At 64.5% G+C, this 16,063-nt stretch carries 20 protein-coding genes and 1 pseudogene; 9 read left to right on the top strand and 12 right to left on the bottom strand.

Translation table 11 applies throughout. The features are described from left to right. Positions 1–196: pseudogene (locus IVB47_RS03175) on the bottom strand (MFS transporter); the annotation flags it as partial. A gap of 191 nt (positions 197–387) precedes the next feature. Between IVB47_RS03175 and IVB47_RS03170 the strand changes: the two are divergent. From IVB47_RS03170 to IVB47_RS03160, 3 genes are all read left to right on the top strand, one after another. After that, positions 388–1,188, top strand: coding sequence for an MBL fold metallo-hydrolase (locus tag IVB47_RS03170; protein WP_247362871.1), 801 nt, complete (start codon positions 388–390; stop codon positions 1,186–1,188). 154 nt (positions 1,189–1,342) lie between these two features. Next, a complete protein-coding gene (locus IVB47_RS03165; protein WP_247362870.1) occupies positions 1,343–2,359 on the top strand; it encodes an alpha/beta fold hydrolase in 1,017 nt (338 codons plus the stop codon). Positions 2,360–2,374: 15 nt separating this feature from the next. Continuing rightward, positions 2,375–3,322, top strand: a complete 948-nt coding sequence (locus IVB47_RS03160; protein WP_247362869.1) for a fatty acid desaturase — start codon at positions 2,375–2,377, stop codon at positions 3,320–3,322. Between the two features lie 68 nt (positions 3,323–3,390). Here IVB47_RS03160 and IVB47_RS03155 read toward each other — a convergent pair whose 3' ends face one another. After that, positions 3,391–3,624 carry a hypothetical protein gene (locus IVB47_RS03155; RefSeq protein WP_027570136.1) on the bottom strand — a complete coding sequence of 78 codons (234 nt, stop codon included), beginning with the start codon at positions 3,622–3,624 and terminating at the stop codon, positions 3,391–3,393. A gap of 99 nt (positions 3,625–3,723) precedes the next feature. Beyond that, positions 3,724–4,743 (bottom strand): YafY family protein, encoded by a 1,020-nt coding sequence (locus tag IVB47_RS03150; protein ID WP_247459826.1) that lies wholly within the window; start codon positions 4,741–4,743, stop codon positions 3,724–3,726. An 82-nt stretch (positions 4,744–4,825) separates the two neighbouring features. On the opposite strand from IVB47_RS03150, the gene IVB47_RS03145 reads away from it, so the two are divergent. Both IVB47_RS03145 and IVB47_RS03140 read left to right on the top strand, forming a co-directional pair. Continuing rightward, the gene (locus tag IVB47_RS03145) at positions 4,826–5,470 is read left to right on the top strand and encodes a glutathione S-transferase family protein (protein ID WP_247362868.1); all 645 of its coding nucleotides are present in this window, start codon (positions 4,826–4,828) and stop codon (positions 5,468–5,470) included. Positions 5,471–5,487: 17 nt separating this feature from the next. After that, positions 5,488–5,922, top strand: a complete 435-nt coding sequence (locus tag IVB47_RS03140; RefSeq protein ID WP_247362866.1) for a DUF6157 family protein — start codon at positions 5,488–5,490, stop codon at positions 5,920–5,922. Here the strand turns inward: IVB47_RS03140 and IVB47_RS03135 are convergent, their stop codons facing one another. The 4 genes from IVB47_RS03135 to IVB47_RS03120 all read right to left on the bottom strand — a co-directional run bounded on the left by IVB47_RS03135 (position 5,923) and on the right by IVB47_RS03120 (position 9,747). Next, the gene (locus IVB47_RS03135) at positions 5,923–6,708 is read right to left on the bottom strand and encodes an enoyl-CoA hydratase/isomerase family protein (protein ID WP_247362864.1); all 786 of its coding nucleotides are present in this window, start codon (positions 6,706–6,708) and stop codon (positions 5,923–5,925) included. Positions 6,709–6,738: 30 nt separating this feature from the next. Then, positions 6,739–7,848, bottom strand: a complete 1,110-nt coding sequence (locus IVB47_RS03130; protein ID WP_027570141.1) for a cyclic nucleotide-gated ion channel — start codon at positions 7,846–7,848, stop codon at positions 6,739–6,741. A 112-nt stretch (positions 7,849–7,960) separates the two neighbouring features. After that, positions 7,961–8,179: a hypothetical protein gene (locus tag IVB47_RS03125; protein ID WP_007605264.1), complete on the bottom strand. Its 219-nt coding sequence runs from the start codon at positions 8,177–8,179 to the stop codon at positions 7,961–7,963. A 122-nt stretch (positions 8,180–8,301) separates the two neighbouring features. Further along, complete coding sequence (locus tag IVB47_RS03120) at positions 8,302–9,747, bottom strand: TAXI family TRAP transporter solute-binding subunit (RefSeq protein ID WP_247459756.1); 1,446 nt, start codon at positions 9,745–9,747, stop codon at positions 8,302–8,304. Between the two features lie 402 nt (positions 9,748–10,149). Between IVB47_RS03120 and IVB47_RS03115 the strand changes: the two genes are divergently transcribed. Then, complete coding sequence (locus IVB47_RS03115; protein WP_018458457.1) at positions 10,150–10,497, top strand: DUF3307 domain-containing protein; 348 nt, start codon at positions 10,150–10,152, stop codon at positions 10,495–10,497. A gap of 274 nt (positions 10,498–10,771) precedes the next feature. After that, positions 10,772–11,170, top strand: a complete 399-nt coding sequence (locus IVB47_RS03110) for a hypothetical protein (protein WP_007599645.1) — start codon at positions 10,772–10,774, stop codon at positions 11,168–11,170. Here IVB47_RS03110 and IVB47_RS03105 read toward each other — a convergent pair. Both IVB47_RS03105 and IVB47_RS03100 read right to left on the bottom strand, forming a co-directional pair. Then, complete coding sequence (locus IVB47_RS03105) at positions 11,167–11,490, bottom strand: YkgJ family cysteine cluster protein (RefSeq protein ID WP_247459753.1); 324 nt, start codon at positions 11,488–11,490, stop codon at positions 11,167–11,169. The two genes, IVB47_RS03110 and IVB47_RS03105, sit on opposite strands and share 4 nt — an antisense overlap. A gap of 13 nt (positions 11,491–11,503) precedes the next feature. Further along, positions 11,504–12,202, bottom strand: coding sequence for a YafY family protein (locus IVB47_RS03100; RefSeq protein ID WP_027570145.1), 699 nt, complete (start codon positions 12,200–12,202; stop codon positions 11,504–11,506). Positions 12,203–12,314: 112 nt separating this feature from the next. Here IVB47_RS03100 and IVB47_RS03095 point away from each other — a divergent pair, with 112 nt between their 5' ends. Beyond that, on the top strand, positions 12,315–12,623 hold the full coding sequence (locus tag IVB47_RS03095; protein WP_247459750.1) for a hypothetical protein: 309 nt from the start codon (positions 12,315–12,317) through the stop codon (positions 12,621–12,623). Positions 12,624–12,661: 38 nt separating this feature from the next. Then, positions 12,662–13,390 carry a glutathione S-transferase family protein gene (locus tag IVB47_RS03090; protein WP_027570147.1) on the top strand — a complete coding sequence of 243 codons (729 nt, stop codon included), beginning with the start codon at positions 12,662–12,664 and terminating at the stop codon, positions 13,388–13,390. 216 nt (positions 13,391–13,606) lie between these two features. On the opposite strand, the gene IVB47_RS03085 is transcribed toward IVB47_RS03090, so the two are convergent. From IVB47_RS03085 to IVB47_RS03075, 3 genes are all read right to left on the bottom strand, one after another. Then, positions 13,607–14,758: an ABC transporter substrate-binding protein gene (locus IVB47_RS03085; protein ID WP_027570148.1), complete on the bottom strand. Its 1,152-nt coding sequence runs from the start codon at positions 14,756–14,758 to the stop codon at positions 13,607–13,609. Positions 14,759–14,836: 78 nt separating this feature from the next. Next, on the bottom strand, positions 14,837–15,268 hold the full coding sequence (locus IVB47_RS03080; RefSeq protein ID WP_247283456.1) for a thioesterase family protein: 432 nt from the start codon (positions 15,266–15,268) through the stop codon (positions 14,837–14,839). Between the two features lie 10 nt (positions 15,269–15,278). Continuing rightward, positions 15,279–16,040, bottom strand: a complete 762-nt coding sequence (locus tag IVB47_RS03075) for an SDR family NAD(P)-dependent oxidoreductase (RefSeq protein ID WP_027570150.1) — start codon at positions 16,038–16,040, stop codon at positions 15,279–15,281. Positions 16,041–16,063 lie beyond the last annotated feature (23 nt).

The following is a 16,063-nucleotide window of genomic DNA, read 5'->3' as shown; positions in this document are numbered from 1 at the left end:
CGCCGATCGGCGTCGTGATCAGCATGCCCGCGACATTGCCGATCGTCATCGCGGTGCCGATCAATCCGCTCGCCCAGCCGCGCTCCTGGAGGAAGACGCCGACGAAAGGGCCGATGCCCGACTGCATGTCGGCCATGAAGAAGTTGAGAGCGAACAGGGGCCAGATACGAGACGAGGAGGGGGACCGCGATGTCATCGATACCAAAACGTGGTCTCAGCCGGGATGCGGCGGGTGGGACATGATCCTTTCAGCCAATCGTTCTGGCGCGGACGAGAGTTTAACGAGCGCTGATCGGGTTGGTTCCAGGTTTCGCCCGGTCGGTGGGGCTTGCGGTCACCGCCAGCAATTCCTTATTGACGTTGGATCGTCTCTGTCGGGAGTACGGCATGCCCCTCTGGACCTGCGAAACCTGCGGCGCGCAATTTCTGGGCGAAAATCCGCCAACGTCCTGTGAAATTTGCGAGGACGAACGGCAATACGTCGGGTGGAAGGGCCAGACTTTCCTCACGCGCGAGGCGCTCTCGGAACGTCACCGCATGGTCTGGCGCGACGATCTCGGCCTGACCGGCCTCGCGCTCGAGCCAAGCTTTGCCATCGGCCAGCGCGCGCTGCTGGTGCCGCTCGCGGACGGCTGGCTGATGTGGGACTGCGTCCCGCTGGCGACGCCGGAGGCGATCGCGCATGTGCGGTCAATCGGCGGGCTGAAGGCGATCGCGATCTCGCATCCGCATTACTATGGCGCGCTCGCCGACTGGAGCGAGGCGTTTGGCGGGGTGCCGGTCTATTTGCACGCCGACGATCGCCAATGGGTAACGCGTCCGCATGCTTCGATCGTGCACTGGACCGGCGACAGCCATCGCATCTCCGAGGATGTGCTGCTGCTGCGCACCGGCGGTCATTTCGCCGGCGCCGCCATGCTGCATCACGCGAGCGGTGCGGACGGCAAGGGCGCGCTACTCACCGGCGATATCGCGCAGGTCACGATGGATCGCCGCTTCGTCAGCTTCATGTACTCCTATCCGAACTACATGCCACTCAATGCCGCCGCGGTGCGACGGATTGCGGCTGCCGTCGAGCCGCTGGCCTTCGATCGCATCTACGGCGCGTGGTGGGACCGCAACATCGCCGCAGGCGCCAAGGCCGCATTCGCGGCCTCTGTCGCGCGCTATCTGGCCGCCATCGCCTGAGCTGGCGCGCGACCGGATTTATCTTGCTGGTCCCTAATAAATGGACTATAAGTACAGTTATTAAGCGTGACGCGACGATGCGTCTGCGGGACCGGCATGATCGATGCATCGCTGTTTCCGCGGCGCGCTTGCCGCGTGAGCGGGAGTTCGGTCGATGACGGCAGGGCGCGACTACGAGATTTTCGAGGCCGGCGACGTCGCGCTCCGGTCCGGGGCCGTCGTCCCTTCGCTCAAGCTCGCCTACAAGACCTACGGCACGCTCAGTCCGGACAAGGACAACGTGGTTCTCTATCCGACCTCGTTCAGCGCGCAGCACGCCGACACCGAGTGGCTGATTGGCCCCGACGGGGTGCTCGACGCCACGCGCTACTTCATCATCATCCCGAATCTGTTCGGTAACGGGCTGTCGTCCTCGCCGTCGAATACCGCCGCGCCGTTCCCGATCCTGACCTATCACGATGCCATCGCGGTCCAGCACCGGCTGCTCACCGAGCGGTTCGGCATCTCGAAGCTTGCCCTGGTCTATGGCTGGTCGATGGGCGGCATGCAGGCCTATCACTGGGCGGCGCTGCATCCCGATATGGTCGAGCGGGCGGCCGTTGTCTGCGGCAGTGCCCGCTGCGCGCCCTATAATTACGTCTTCCTGGAAAGCGTGAAGGCCGCGCTAACCGCCGATCCCGCCTTCCGCGACGGCCGGTTCGTCGAGAAGCCTGTCGCGGGCTATCGCGCCATGGGGCGCGTCTACGCAGGTTGGGCGATGTCGCACGGCTTCTATCGCGACGAGATCTGGCGCGAAGCAGGCTTCACCTCGCTGGACGACTATCTCGTCCGCACCTGGGATGCGGCGTTTGCCCGGCGCGATGCCAACGATCTCCTGGCGCAGATCGGGATCTGGCAGAACGGCGATGTCAGCCGCTGCACGACCTTCGATGGCGATTTCGATCGCGCGCTCGGTGCGATCAACGCGCACATGTTGCTGATGCCCGGTGCGACCGACCGCTATTTCGACGTCCGCGACAACGAGGACGAACTCGGCCGGCTGGTCAATGCGCGCTCTGCGGTGCTGCATCCGATCCCGTCGCTGCACGGCCATCGCGCCGGCAACCCCGTCAACAATGCGCGCGATCGGGCCTTCATCAAGGCCGAGATCGCAGAGCTTCTCGGCAAGTAGGGCAGGCATCCGATCATGATCGACGCAACCGTTTCAGAGTCCGGCCATCGGCTGAAGCCGCTGGCGCCGGCGATGCTGCGTGAACTGTCGGTGCGGTCCAACCTCAGGGGTGCCGTGCAGAGCCTCGGCCATTACGGCGTGATCCTGCTGATCGGCGGGCTGATCTGGATGGTCGCCTCACGCCATGGCGTGCTCTGGGCGCTGCCGCTGATGGCGGTGCAAGGCTATCTCGTCGCCTTCCTGTTCATGGCTGTGCACGAGACCGCACACAAGACCGCGTTCAAAAGCCGCGGTCTCAACCTCGTGGTCGGCTATCTCTCAGGCTTCATCATCGGATTGCCCTACGAATATTATTGCCTGTTTCACTGGGACCATCATCGCTACACCCAGGATCCTGACAAGGACCCCGAACTGATCGTCGGCGTGAAGCCCACATCGGACACGCAGCTCGCGATCGCCTATAGCGGCCTGCTTCAGGTCGCCGGACGCTTGCGGTTGATGCTCGACCATGCCGTCACCGGCAAGGTCGTCGTGCCCTGGATCCCCGAGAACAGACGCACCATCATCGTCACCGAGGCGCGCGCTTACGTCGCACTTTATGCGCTGCTGCTCGTGCTCTCGCTGTGGTTCTCGTCGGCGCTGCTGCTCTGGGTCTGGATCGTGCCGCTGATCATTGGGCAGTTCTTCCTGCGACCCTATCTCTACGCCGAGCACACCGGCTGCGAGCGCACTCGCAGCGCATTCCAGAACACCCGCACCACCTACACCGGCGCACTCGTCAAATGGGTTGCGTGGAATATGCCTTACCATGTCGAGCACCACGCTTATCCCACGATCCCGTTCCACGCGCTGCCGAAGCTGAACGGGATCGTCGACGGCGAGATCGTCCACCGCGGCCGCGGCTACATCAGAACGACGCGCGAGACCTGGGCCTGGTTTCGCCGACATCGACAGGCCGGCTAGTAGAAAAAAATTGACGTGCAAAGGCCCCGATCGCGGTGCGATCGGGGCTTTGTCGTGAATGCGGGATATCAGTAGATCCCGTACGCGCAGACGTTCACGACGCGGACGCGCAGGCCGTGGCGGGTCTGGACGACGCGCTCCTGATAGCAATTGTTGACGCCGCTGTTGACGTAGACCCCGCCAAAGCCCCAGCCGGGACCCCAGTGATGGTGGAAGCCGTGGGCCGACGCGGCGGTGGGGGCGAGAGCGGCAACGCCGAGCGAGCCGGCGGCGATCAGACCAAGTGCAAGCTTACGAAACATCTTCATTCTCCAGTGTGGCGCAGGGGCCGTTGTTGTGTCCCTGCATCTCGGTCGAGCCGAAACGCGGATGCGTTCATGCAGGCAGGGGAGAATCGTGTTTCAGGAGTGTTTCGTCGGTCGCGGTGCGTTGCGCCGCCGTCCTGCTTTCCGCGCCGCGCGATAGCGCACAGCCATCGCCTCTGTCAGCTCGGCCATCTTCTCGCGCAGATCGGCCGGCTCCAGCACTTCGGCCTCGGGCCCGAGCCGCAACAATTCGGCGGCGGCATGCCATGACGTCTTGCCGGTCGGCACTCTGGCAATGCGCCAGCCGTCCGCATCCGCGGTCTCTTCGAGCTGCGTACGCGCCCTGACGTAAGGCTGGCTCAGCGCGTCGAGCAATTTCACGCCGAAGGACGACAGCCGAACGATCGCGACATTGGGATGCATCTCGGCCTCGAGACGCAGCGTTGCGTCCCGCCAATAGGCGGCGAGATCGAAACCGGCGGGCCGCTCACAGCGATCTTCGAGCGCCGTGCAGTCGAGCACGCGCGCGACGCGATACGTCCGCACGCTGCCGTCGACCAGACCTGCCAGATACCAGCTGCCACCTTTCAGCACGAGACCGAGCGGCGCGACGCGACGCTGCTTCTCGGCGCGCCAGCTCTGGTAGCGGATCTTGATCAGTGTCCCGCGCAGGGTCGCGGCAGCGATGGTGCGCAGATGCTTGGGTTCTTCCGCCTCGCCGAACCAGCCCTGCGCGTCGAGGTGAAAACGGTCCTGCATCCGTCCGGCGTCTTCGCGCAAATTGGCGGGCAGCGCGGCCATCAGCTTGTTCTGTGCGGCGATCATCGCCGCATCCAGCCCGAACGCTGCCGCCGGGCCCGGCAATCCCGCCAGGAACAGCGCTTCCGCCTCGCTTTGCGACAGACCGTTCAGCCGCACGCGATAGCCATCGAGCAGGCGATAGCCGCCCTCCGCGCCGCGGTCGGCATAGACAGGGACGCCGGACGCCGCGAGCGCGTCGATGTCGCGGTAGATCGTGCGCACCGAGACTTCGCAGGCCTCCGCGAGCTCAGGCGCGGTGACCTGCCCCCTGGCCTGCAGGGTGGTGAGGATCGACAGCATCCGGCTCGCGCGCATAATCCTTTTAAGCATACCTGACACAGGATGTCAGGTATGGTTCGCTATAACGCCATCGCCAGCCGGCCAGATGGAGACCGCCATGACCGATCCGAACCGCATCACGCTGTATTATTCGCCGCAAACCCGCGCCACCGGCACGCGGGTGCTGCTTGAGGAACTGGGGGCGCCCTATGATCTTCATGTCCTCAACATGAAGGCCGGCGAGCAGCGCCAGCCGGCCTATCTCGCCGTCAACCCGCTCGGCAAGGTGCCGGCGATTCACCACAGCGGGCAGCTTGTGACCGAGCAGGTCGCGATTACCGTCTATCTCGCCGATTTGTTTCCGCAGGCAGGGCTGACGCCCGCGCTGAACGATCCGCTGCGCGGCCCCTATCTGCGCTGGATCGCCTATTACGGCGCCTCGTTCGAGCCGGCCCTGATCGACAAGTTCATGCAGCGCGAGCCGGCACCGATCACGCAATCGCCTTATGCCGACTACGACGCCATGCTCGGCGCGCTCGAGGCGCAGCTGTCGAAGGGACCGTATCTGCTCGGCGAGCGCATGACGGCCGCGGATGTGCTGTGGGGCGTCGCGTTCAGCTGGACGATGATGTTCGGCATTGTGCCGAAAAAGGACGTGTTCGTCCGCTATGCCGAACGCATGACCTCGCGGCCGGCGTTCCAGCGCATCAACGCGGCGGATGCTGAGATGGCGGCGCAGCATGCTGCGGCGCTTCAGGGCTGAGTGATCCAAGGTTGAAGATGACGAAGCCGATGCACACGACCAACTGCTTCAACACCTTCATCCAGGTTGCTGAAGATTGTCCTGCGCGCACAGGCGAAGAGCCGCCGCTACGCGCGGGAAAGCCGACGGTGGCGTGCCTGCAATACGGGATGATCGCGAAGGCGCCTTACAAATACACGTCCGACGACGTGATCTTCGCGACGTCTGCGCCAGGACGCGAACTCGCCGTGAAGGCGATGGAAACAGAGAAGCAGGCGGCCCGTGAAGCGTTCTTCTCCCGAGGGCAGGCGTGCATGAGGGCGTCGAGCCTGGGCAAGCGCTTCGGCTGGGGCGTTCATGCCGATAGCAAGGGCCGGATCGCGCTCTATCCCATCGAGAGCAAACGCTACCAGGCGCTTGCCCGCGATCCCAAGCTTACGCAGGTGCGGGCGATGCGGTCGAAGCGGGCGTGATCAGAAAATTGGCGGCCGCTTCTCCGCGAAGGCCTTGATGCCTTCCTTGATCTCGTCGCCGCGCATGCTGTCACGGTGGCGCTGGTCGGCGCCTTGCTCGTCGAGTTCGCCGCGGGCGAATTCGTTGATCGCGCGCTTCATGCCGCGCATCGCCTGCGGCGCGTTGCCGGCGAGGATGTTGACGAGCCTATCGACCTCCTCGTCCAGAAACTCGACCGCCACCATATCGGTGAGATAGCCGATCCGCAGCATCTCCGGCGCGCTGATCTTTTGCGCGGTCAGGAACAGCTTTTTTGCATTGTCGACGCCGAGCCGTGTCACGTAACGCTTGATGCCGCTGCTGTAGTAATGCAGCCCGAGGCGTGCCGCGGGCATGAACATCTCGGCGGTATCCACGCCGATGCGGAAGTCGCAGGCGAGCGCGAGATCGGTCGCGCCGCCATAGACGCCGCCGTTGAGCCGGCAGATCGTGGGGACGCCGAGATCCTCCAGCCGGTTGACGACTACCTCAAAGGCGGAGCCCGCGCTCTGCTGCTCGTTCGCACTGACCGCGCGCTCGGCAACCGAGTTGAGATCATAGCCCGCGGAGAAGGCGCGCCCGGTGCCGGTCAACACCAGCACGCGGATAGCAGGATCGGCCTCGACCCGATCGAACAGTTTGACCAGCTCGCCGAGATCCTCGGCCTGGAGCCGGTTGAGGTGTTTGGGACGATTGAGGCGGATGGTGGCGCGTGCACCAACGAGGTCGAGCAGCGGGCCAGTGGCTGCGTCGGTGATGTCCGACATTCTTGTCTCCATTTATTTGCTTGTCGCCATTTATTTGTTTTCGAGCGTGCGCCGCTTCGCCTCGGCATCGATGGTCTCGGCGAGATCGGGATGCCGCGCCATCAGCACGCGGAAGTCGACGAGGTCGAGCACGAGCAGCCGCGACACCTTGGTGGTCGAGACATTGGCGCCGCGCAAATTGTTGCCGAGCAAGGCCATCTCGCCGAAGAACGCGCCATCGCCGAGCTGCACCTTCTTGCCGGGCAGGTCGACCTCGACCTCGCCCGCGGCGATGAAATACATGCAATCGCCCTGCGCACCCTTGCGAATGATCATGGTGCGCGCCGGCAGCTCCATGGTTCGCAGCATGTGGGTGACGTCGGCGATGGCCGCCGGTCCGAGCGCCGCGAAGAACGGCACCTTGCTGACGGATTCCCAGGTCTTGAGGAAATTGTCGCGCCGGGTCTCCGCGGCAAAGCCGGTCGCCAAAATACCGGTCCAGAGGCCGAACACACCGAGGCCGGAGATCATCACCAGCGCGGCCACCATGCGGCCCAGCGGCGTCACCGGCACGACGTCGCCATAACCCGTCGTCGTCAGGGTTGCGACGGCCCACCACAGCGCGGCGGGGACGCTGCCGAAGGTCTGCGGCTGCACGTCCCGCTCCAGGAAATATTCGGCGACCGAGGCCAGGAAGACCACCATCAGGAAGATCACGAGCACGCTGAGCAGCGGCCCCGATTCGAGCACCAGCACGCGGCGGAGCTGCCGCAGGCCGGGAATGCCCGGTACCACCTTCAGCACCCAGAGCACGCTGAGCAGCCACGCCGTCCTGGGCTCGATTCCGAGAATCAGCGCGGCCGGCACGGCCAACGCACCGACCGCGTCGACCAGCCCGGCGGAGGAGGACATGTAGAGTGCAAGGCGCCCCTGTCGCGCCATATGGCGCAGCCGGACCACCCATTCGAACACGAAGTAGACGAGGCAGGTCCAAAGCAGGGCATCGACCCAGCGATGTGCCGCCTCATAGGCCGGGTTGACCGTCAGCAGCACCATGCCGAGCACGCCGACGCCGACGGCCACATAGGCCGCCCTGGTCATGTTGCGGCCGGCCGTGGCGGCCGCGAACTGGGCCAGAGCGGAGATCAGCGGCTTGGACATGCGGGAAGGCGGCTCGGTTTTGTCTTTGCGGTCCCCGGCTGGAACCTCGGTGCCAAAGTGCCTGCCCGGGTCGAGGCCGTCAACGACGGGCGCGGCCGCGGGCCACGTGCCGCTACTTGAAATGCGGCGGTTCGTCGTAGCCGCGACGGCTGCTGAAGAACAGCAGCACCATCAAGCCGATGCCGACAAGAACGGAAAACCCGGCCCCCAGCGCCAGCGCCACATAGCCTTCCGTTGGAATCGGCTCGCCCTCGACCGCCATCGCGGAGTAAGCGAAATAGCCAACCGCGGCCAACATTCCCAGCAGGAAGATGATGAGGAGTGCACGCATGGCGCGGTCTCCGGTTGATCCGAGAACAAACGGTTGTGGACAGGGACGGTTCCCGGACGAGGGTCCCCCGGTCCTTCGCGGACGTGCCGGCAAGCGTCACCGCAGATCTTCAAATCGATAGGTCAGGCACTCTGAGCTGTCTTCACCACCACGACATTGCTCTCGTCGTGGTGGGGAGGGGCCGCATCCTGAGCGGCCTTCTCGCCCTCGCCCGCATGGCGCTTGAGGTAGTCGCGGCGCATGCCGATCTCGTCGCGGACGAATTCGTAGCCGAGCTTGAAGGTATCGAGCCCGTCGGTACTGATCGTGCCGTCTCGCAAGCCGATGACCGCGCCGCGCAAGATGCCTTCCAGCTCGTCCTGGAGACATTCGAGCTGGTCGAGCGAATGCGCGTGTTCAATCCGCTCGCCGATGTCGAGGATGGCGGTGGAAAGCTCGCTGGCCTTCTCCGGCGCGATCCGGGTGATCTTGGCGTAGATCGCGGCGAAGATCGAGCCGATGACGCTGAGCGCGGCAGCGGCCAGATACATCAGGTCGCTGTACTTATCCATGAACGACTTGGTGTCGTCGTTGATGTAGTCGGCCGCCCCTTGATGCGCCATCACGAAGGCGTCCTTCTCGACGGAGGCGGGTTCGATTCTGCTGGCGAATCCGTTGTCGAGCCCGAGCGCGGACTTGTTCTCGTACACGCTGCGCGCGAGCTCCCCGGCCGCCGTCGGCGACATCCGGGATTGGGCGACCAGCAACCATTCGAGCCCGATCGTGTCGAGATCGTCGTCGGGAATTTCCGGTGATGCAGACAGCGTGCCCGCCGTCAGCGTCTCGCTGGAAATGCCGGGGATCCTGCGCGCCAGCGCTTTCGCCTCGTCAATCGCGTTCAGCGTGAAGCCGCCGCGCCTGGCGACCTGCTCATACGCCTTGTCCCGCACCGCCCTCGAGGCGTGGACGATGGCGACGACCGCGCCAAAGCCGCTTGCCGGCGCGAACAGCTTGTCGAGCGTTGCGCCCGGCGGCGCCATCTGGATCCTCGCCGCGTCCGCGCCATCGGGAATGTCGAGGATGCCGCGGACAAAGGCGAGCGATGATTCGTTGTCGGCGAGGACGGCGACCTTCTTCTTCTTCAGCTCGGCGAGCGACTTGATCTTCTTGTTTCCCGGCCCGAGCAGCAGCACGAGATCGTGCTCGAGGATCGCGAGCGTGCGCGCCCGCAGCGGCACCTTGGCGTCGGTGCGCAGCACCGCGAGGTCAGCCTGCTTGCGATCGAACTGGGCGATCGCCTTGGCGTTGTCGGCGTTGTTGACGATCTTGATCCGGAAGCGCGAGGCGTTGTTCTTCAGGACGCCAGCGAGCTTGGCTGCGAACAGCGCCTCGTCGCTGTTAGGGGCGCCGACGGCAAAGGTCAGCGTCTCCGAACTGTGCACCAGCATGCGGCCGCCCCAGACGGTGGCAAGCGACAACAGCAGGGTCAGCACGACGTAGAGGAAGACCTGCTGCTGATTGGTCTTGATCACCTTGGGTCGCCGGGGCGGTGGCTCGATCGGCGATGAGGTCGGGCCCTCAGTACTCATGGCAGCACTCTGGCCTTATGCTTCCGGTGGCGGGCGGCATCGCGGATGCGATCGCTGCGGTCGCCCTGTAATTCGTAAACGTCTGAAAAAAGAACGATATTCTCTGCCGGCAATGATAGCGCGCAGGCCGCGGAATGCAAATTCCGAGCCGAAGGTAACCTTACTCAACCCGGCCGCGGCGATTGGTCATCCTATCACCAGTTAGCCACAGTTGGCGATTTTCCGGTTCCCCCCGGCTGCATTCCGCCGCGGGAGGTGTCATAAATCGCAGGTCCCGGCGATTTGACCGGCCCAGGAAGAGATTGCGCTGAACGCTCCAATTCTTCCTGTCACGTCAACGAGGGCGCCTTGTCGTTTCCACCCCTGTCATCGGCGGTTCCGGTCGAAGCCCTCATTGGTTGGATGTTGCTGCTGACGTTCAAGCACATCATCGCTGATTTCGTCCTCCAGACCGCCTGGATGGCGCATGGCAAGGACCAGAAGCACGGCTGGGCCCTGCCGCTCCTGGTGCACTGCCTGGTTCACCTTGCGGTTGCGCTGCCGCTCATCCTGATCGTGGCGCCGAAATTCTGGTTTGTGGCGCTGATCGACTTCGTGATCCACATCACGATCGACCGCGCCAAGGGCCTCGTCTCGGCCAATTTCGGTGTCGATCTTGCGCATCCCTGGTTCTGGACCCTGATCGGTGTCGACCAAGCCCTGCACCATCTGACCGGCTTCGGCCTCTCCATCTTCATGGCGGCGAACTGAGCGCTGGCGGCCGTCTGGAGTGGCTGGCGGGCCTGCGTGGTTCGAGACGGCGCTTCGCGCCTCCTCGCCACGAGGGCTGAGTCTTTCAGCAGAAGCAGACCTCATCCTGAGGGCCCGCCGAAGGCGGGTGTCTCGAAGGATGGCCACAGAGAAAACCCTTTCCAGCCCATTGATTCGCGGCCCACGCGCAAGGACCCCGGGTGACTACCGGGCAGCGTGGTTAACCTTTCATTAGAGAATTGCACTGCATCTTCCCAGACGAGGGAGAACTGCAATGTTTTCAAGCCGCGATACCTTTGAAGGCGATTCGTGCCCGGTCCGCGACGAACTCCTTGGCGAGATGTACCGCGCCAGCGAGAGTGGCCTGCCGAGGCTGGTTGAAAGTGTTTCCCCTGACGCGCGCGCCAGGCTAGCGCTGTTCTGCTATCGCCGAAGCCATCTGCATTCGCTGGCGGTCGCGATCGCAGGCAGCTGCAACGAGCGCGACCTGATCGAGAACGGCGGCCGTGTCGGTTCGACGCTCTACGCGCTTGCGCGCGAAGGCGCGGCGAAATCCTCGCCGTCGCTGTCCGGTGGGCGCAAGCCGATCACGCTGTCGACCAAGCCGCTCTCGGTGCTCGCGCCGCTGGACGACGAGATCGACGACGAGATCAGCGAAGCCGTCCCGGCCTAAACGCTCGCGATCATTGGCAGCCCGAATTTCCGTCGCGCCATCGCGCATTCGGCGTCGCCCGGCATGCACGTGCGGCACACGTCCGGCCGCACTGCGTAGATGCCGCACGCGGTCGCTTGTCCGATCTCTCCCTGCAACGCCGAACAGCGATCGCCTTCGCAGCGCATGCCGGATTGACGGTCGTTGACGAGCGCTTCGGGAATCGCGGCGAGCTCCTCGTCGCTCTCGATCGAGAAGCGCGGCCAGTTCGCCGAATAGCCGCAGCAGGCGCCGCAACTCTGGCAGCAGCTCGACAGGTCGATGCGGGCGTTCTCGTCCATCGTCACGTGTCCTTCACGTATCCTTGGGCGGGCCCCAGACCAGGCTCTGCCGCCATTTTGCGCGCAGCACGTCGCGCCTTTCAGGATATCTCTCATCGGGATAGGTCGCGTCGACCACGCGGTCGGTGCGGAAGCTGCGGAAGTCTCCGCGCAGCTCGCACCAGGCCGCGAGCAGGCGCACGGCTTCGAGATAGCCGATCGAAATCGGCCAGATCATGCGCTCGCTGGCGCGGCCCTGCTCGTCGCGATAGCGCAGCATGATCTTCTTGCCTTCGTGGATCTGGGTGCGTGTGCGCGCCATGTCCAGGCGGTCGGGCTCCCTGTTCCAGCTCGGCCGGGCCCGGCTTGCCGGCTCCAGCACGAAGGGACGCAGGCGCTCCGGGACAGTGTCGGCGATCTTGGCCATCAGATCTTCAGCCGCGCGCGCCAGCGCGGGATCGGCATGGCCGGCGACCCATTGCGCGCCCAGCACCGCCGCCTCGATCTCGTCGGGTGTCAGCATCAAAGGCGGCAGGTCAAAACCCTTTTCCAGGATGTAGCCCATGCCGGCTTCACCGCGGATGGGCACGCGCTGGCCGATCAGCGTGGCGATGTCGCGATAGATCGTGCGCTTCGAGGTCTCGAGCTCGGCCGCGATGGCGTCCGCCGTCAGCGGCTTACGCGTGCGCCTCAGCACCTGGATGATTTGAAACAGCCGGTCGGCGCGTCTCATGACGGGTCTCTTGTCGGTGGTTTTTCAGATGGTGGCGCGCGGCTGCTGACAGGATGTTGGCAGCAGGGGAGTTCTATACCGGGTCAACACGTCGACTGAAGAGGATTTGTCCATGATCATTCCAACTCATTTCGGCCCGGCCGCTGCGCTGTGGCGGACCCAGCCTCTACAGGTCCAGCCTTTGCAAGTCCTGCGTTTGCAACTCCGGGCTTGGTACGCATGGGCGTTCGGCCGCCTCCTCGTATCCCTTGATCTCATGGTCGTCGACCTCCGCCTTGCGCTCGCGACCATGGTGGCTCGCTTCCTGGTCCAGGCCGCGGACGCGCTGGTCCGTCATGTCATGGCCCGCGCCTGGCGAGGGGCCCGTTTCGCAGAAGATATCACGGCTGCTGCCACCATGGTGGCAGCAGCCCGCGGTTAAGTTCCCTCAACTCTTTCGGTGGTTTCAGGAGAGCCTTCATGATCACGCTTTACGGCTTTGGCACCGGCTTCGGCCTGCCGGAAATCAGCCCCTTCGTCACCAAGACAGAGGTGCAGCTCAAGATGGCGGGATTGCCTTACCGCAAGGAGCGGGCGATGCCGCCCGCCTCTCCCAAGGGGCAGCTGCCTTTCATCGACGATGGCGGCGAGGCGGTGGCCGATTCCACCTTCATCCGCGCCCATATCGAGCGCCGCTACGGCTTCGATTTCGACGCCGGGCTGTCTCTTGCCGAGCGCGCACAGGCTTGGGCGTTCGAGCGCATGATCGAGCATCACGTTTATTTTGCGCTGGTCGGGGCGCGCTGGGTCGACCCGGTCAACTTCGCCAAGGGGCCTGCGCATTTCTTCGACGGCGCGCCGGAGCACAATCGCGAGAAGTTGCGCGAGGACGCGCAATTCCGTGTCGCCGAGAACTATTTGCTCTCCGGGCTCGGACGGCACGCGCCCGATGACGACGTCGATCTCGCCGTGCGCTCGCTGTTTGCGCTCTCGGTGCAGCTCGGTGACAAGTCCTATCTGATGGGCAACAAACCCTGCGGCGTCGATGCCACCGCCTTCGGTGCACTCGCCGGGATCCTGACGCCGTTCTTCGAATCCGCCCTGCGCCGTCGCGCCGAAGGATTTTCGAACCTCACCGCTTATGTCGACCGGATGATGGACACTTACTATCCGGAGTTCGCCTGGACCCCGCTGCGGCAGGCAGCTTGACGACAGCGCGTCCGCAGAGCGTGGCGGGTGAGGGCTATCTCCTCTGGGGGCTTTGCCGGTAGACGTCAGACAATCCCAATGCGGAGGCACCCTCTCCCCAACCCTCTCCCGCAAGCGGGAGAGGGGGGCGACACCGGAGGTGCGGCTCGCTCATACAGCCAAAACAAAAGAGCCGGCCCATCGGGCCGGCTCTGTCGTCTCTAGTTTTCGCCGCGTCTACTTCACCAGCGAGTACTTGCCGTTCTTCACCGTGAGCAGGATGCGCGAGCGCTCGTCGAGGCCGTAGCGGTCCTTCTCGGTGAAATTGTAGACACCCTGGCTCGCCGCAAGCTCCTTCTCCGACAGCAGCGCCTGGCGGATCGCTTCGCGGAATTCCGGCGTGCCGGGCTTCGCCGTCTTGAGTGCCGCCGGGATGATGCGCTTGAGAATCTCGAACGCATCGTAAGAGTGACCGGCGAACTGGCTGCGGCTGTTCGGGCCGTACTTGGCTTCATAGGCCGAGTTGAGCGCGAGGCCCGGCTTCTTGGTGGCAGCTTCGTCCGGCTGGTCCTCGGGATCCATGACGGGACCAGAGGCCATCAGCACGCCTTCCGCCGCTTTGCCGGCGATGCGGATGAAGTCCATGCTGGCGGCGCCATGGGTCTGGTAGATCAGGCCCTGATAGCCACGCTCGCGCAGCTCGGTCTGCGGCAGCGCGGCCGCGGTGCCGGAAGCGCCGACCAGAATGGCATCGGGATTCGCTGCCACGAGCTTCAGCACCTGTCCGGTCACCGACGTGTCGGGGCGAGCGAAGCGCTCCTCGTCGGCGATGGTTATGCCCATCGGCACGGCCTGCGCCTTCAAATCGTTGAACCAGAGGTCGCCATAGGAGTCGGAATAGCCGATATAGCCGACGGTCTTCACGCCCTTGGCCTTCATGTGGTCGTACAGCACCTTGCCCACGATCGGGATCGGCTGCGGCATCGCCACCGACCACTTCATGCGCTCCGGCGTGATCGGGAAGGGCGCCAGGCCGAAATGCGGAATGCCGGCTTCGTTGGCGACGTTGGACACGGCGATGGTCGGCGGCGTCAGCGCCGAGCCCATGATGATGTCGGCCTTGGATTCGGTCACGAAGCGGCGTGCGTTGGTGGTCGCGGTGGTGGGATCGCCACCGTCGTCGAGCACGATCACCTTCAGCGGCACGCCGCCGATCTCCTTCGGCACGAACTCCAGCGCATTGCGCTCGGGAATGCCCAGCGCTGCGCCCGGGCCGGTCGTGGTGGTGGTGATGCCGATGGTGACCTCGGCGGTCTGAGCCAGCGCGGGCACGGCCGGCAGCGCAAGCGCGGCCGCGGTGACGGCGGCGGTCAGGTAAAAGCGTTTCATCTATTCCTCCCTTTATGTGTTTCTTTGAAAGCAGAAATCGGGGGGTAATTCAGCCCCCTCTTTTGGTGATGTGGCGATTTAGCTCCGGGTCTCGCTCCCCGTGAATTTGGCTACCATTTCCGCAGGAAACGGTGCCGATTTCAGTTTGTCGGGGTTAACGGGGTCGCGCCCGACCAGGACACGGGTCTCGAAACCCTCGATCGCAAGCGCCTCGCCCTTGAAGACGCTGTGCTTTACCTCGAAACTCGAGCGCTTGATGCTCTCGACCTTCGTTTCGATGGTGATCCAGTCGCCATAAGTCGAGGGGATGTAGAACTTGGCGCGCGTATCGACCATGGGAATGCCGACCAGGCCGTATTTCTTGACCAGGTCCTGCTTGGAGAAGCCGGCGACTTCGAACAGGGTCGACGTCGAATCGTCGAACATCGCGAAATAGCGCGGGTAATAGACGATGTTGGCGGGGTCGCAGTCACCCCACTGGATCTGGACGTCGCGCCGGTTCACGAACATATGCCGCGCCCTATTTCGGCGCCATGCGCAGCGAGCCGTCGAGGCGGACCACTTCGCCGTTGAGGTAGGAATTCTCGACCATGTGCAGGGCGAGCGCCGCGAACTCGTCGGCGTGGCCGAGCCGGCGCGGGAACGGGATTGCGGCGGCGAGTGAGTCCTGGGCTTCCTGCGGCAGGTTGGCGAGCAGCGGCGTGAGGAACAGGCCGGGCGCAATCGTCAGCACGCGGACGCCGAACTGCGCCAGCTCGCGCGCGATCGGCAGCGTCATGCCGACGATGCCGCCCTTCGAGGCCGAATAGGCCGATTGCCCGATCTGGCCGTCATAAGCGGCAACGGACGCCGTGTTGATGATGACGCCGCGCTCGCCGGTGGCCTGCGGCTCGAGCTTGGACATCTCGTTTGCGGCGAGACGCAGCATGTTGAAGGTGCCGATCAGGTTGACCTTGATCACCTTGTCGAAATCGGCGAGCGCCATCGGGCCGTCGCGGCCGACGACGCGCTTGGCAACGCCGATGCCAGCGCAATTGACCAGCACGCGCGCGGGTCCATGGGCTTTGGTCGCCTGCGCGATCGCAGCTTCCGCGGACGCGGCATCGGAGACGTCGCAAGCCACAGCCACGCCCTTGATCTCGGCGGCGACAGTCTCGGCGAGCTTGGCATTGAGATCAAACACCGCGACCTTGGCGCCCTGGCCAGCCAGCTTTCGCGCGGTCGCCGCACCAAGTCCCGACGCGCCGCCGGTGACGATGACAGCCTGATCCTTCAACAACATGGCGTTCTCCCTGGTGCGATATT

This window comes from Bradyrhizobium sp. 62 (assembly GCF_023073035.1).
Lineage (GTDB): Bacteria > Pseudomonadota > Alphaproteobacteria > Rhizobiales > Xanthobacteraceae > Bradyrhizobium.
Note: the sequence above shows the minus strand (reverse complement) of the source record. Positions and strands in the feature narration are given on the sequence as shown.

Coding starts and splice junctions, on each gene's coding strand:
- IVB47_RS03170 (WP_247362871.1), top strand. CDS start 388: ATGCCCCTCTGGACCTGCGAAACCTGCGGCGCGCAATTTCTGGGCGAA.
- IVB47_RS03165 (WP_247362870.1), top strand. CDS start 1,343: ATGACGGCAGGGCGCGACTACGAGATTTTCGAGGCCGGCGACGTCGCG.
- IVB47_RS03160 (WP_247362869.1), top strand. CDS start 2,375: ATGATCGACGCAACCGTTTCAGAGTCCGGCCATCGGCTGAAGCCGCTG.
- IVB47_RS03155 (WP_027570136.1), bottom strand. CDS start 3,624: ATGTTTCGTAAGCTTGCACTTGGTCTGATCGCCGCCGGCTCGCTCGGC.
- IVB47_RS03150 (WP_247459826.1), bottom strand. CDS start 4,743: ATGCGCGCGAGCCGGATGCTGTCGATCCTCACCACCCTGCAGGCCAGG.
- IVB47_RS03145 (WP_247362868.1), top strand. CDS start 4,826: ATGACCGATCCGAACCGCATCACGCTGTATTATTCGCCGCAAACCCGC.
- IVB47_RS03140 (WP_247362866.1), top strand. CDS start 5,488: ATGACGAAGCCGATGCACACGACCAACTGCTTCAACACCTTCATCCAG.
- IVB47_RS03135 (WP_247362864.1), bottom strand. CDS start 6,708: ATGTCGGACATCACCGACGCAGCCACTGGCCCGCTGCTCGACCTCGTT.
- IVB47_RS03130 (WP_027570141.1), bottom strand. CDS start 7,848: ATGTCCAAGCCGCTGATCTCCGCTCTGGCCCAGTTCGCGGCCGCCACG.
- IVB47_RS03125 (WP_007605264.1), bottom strand. CDS start 8,179: ATGCGTGCACTCCTCATCATCTTCCTGCTGGGAATGTTGGCCGCGGTT.
- IVB47_RS03120 (WP_247459756.1), bottom strand. CDS start 9,747: ATGAGTACTGAGGGCCCGACCTCATCGCCGATCGAGCCACCGCCCCGG.
- IVB47_RS03115 (WP_018458457.1), top strand. CDS start 10,150: ATGTTGCTGCTGACGTTCAAGCACATCATCGCTGATTTCGTCCTCCAG.
- IVB47_RS03110 (WP_007599645.1), top strand. CDS start 10,772: ATGTTTTCAAGCCGCGATACCTTTGAAGGCGATTCGTGCCCGGTCCGC.
- IVB47_RS03105 (WP_247459753.1), bottom strand. CDS start 11,490: ATGGACGAGAACGCCCGCATCGACCTGTCGAGCTGCTGCCAGAGTTGC.
- IVB47_RS03100 (WP_027570145.1), bottom strand. CDS start 12,202: ATGAGACGCGCCGACCGGCTGTTTCAAATCATCCAGGTGCTGAGGCGC.
- IVB47_RS03095 (WP_247459750.1), top strand. CDS start 12,315: ATGATCATTCCAACTCATTTCGGCCCGGCCGCTGCGCTGTGGCGGACC.
- IVB47_RS03090 (WP_027570147.1), top strand. CDS start 12,662: ATGATCACGCTTTACGGCTTTGGCACCGGCTTCGGCCTGCCGGAAATC.
- IVB47_RS03085 (WP_027570148.1), bottom strand. CDS start 14,758: ATGAAACGCTTTTACCTGACCGCCGCCGTCACCGCGGCCGCGCTTGCG.
- IVB47_RS03080 (WP_247283456.1), bottom strand. CDS start 15,268: ATGTTCGTGAACCGGCGCGACGTCCAGATCCAGTGGGGTGACTGCGAC.
- IVB47_RS03075 (WP_027570150.1), bottom strand. CDS start 16,040: ATGTTGTTGAAGGATCAGGCTGTCATCGTCACCGGCGGCGCGTCGGGA.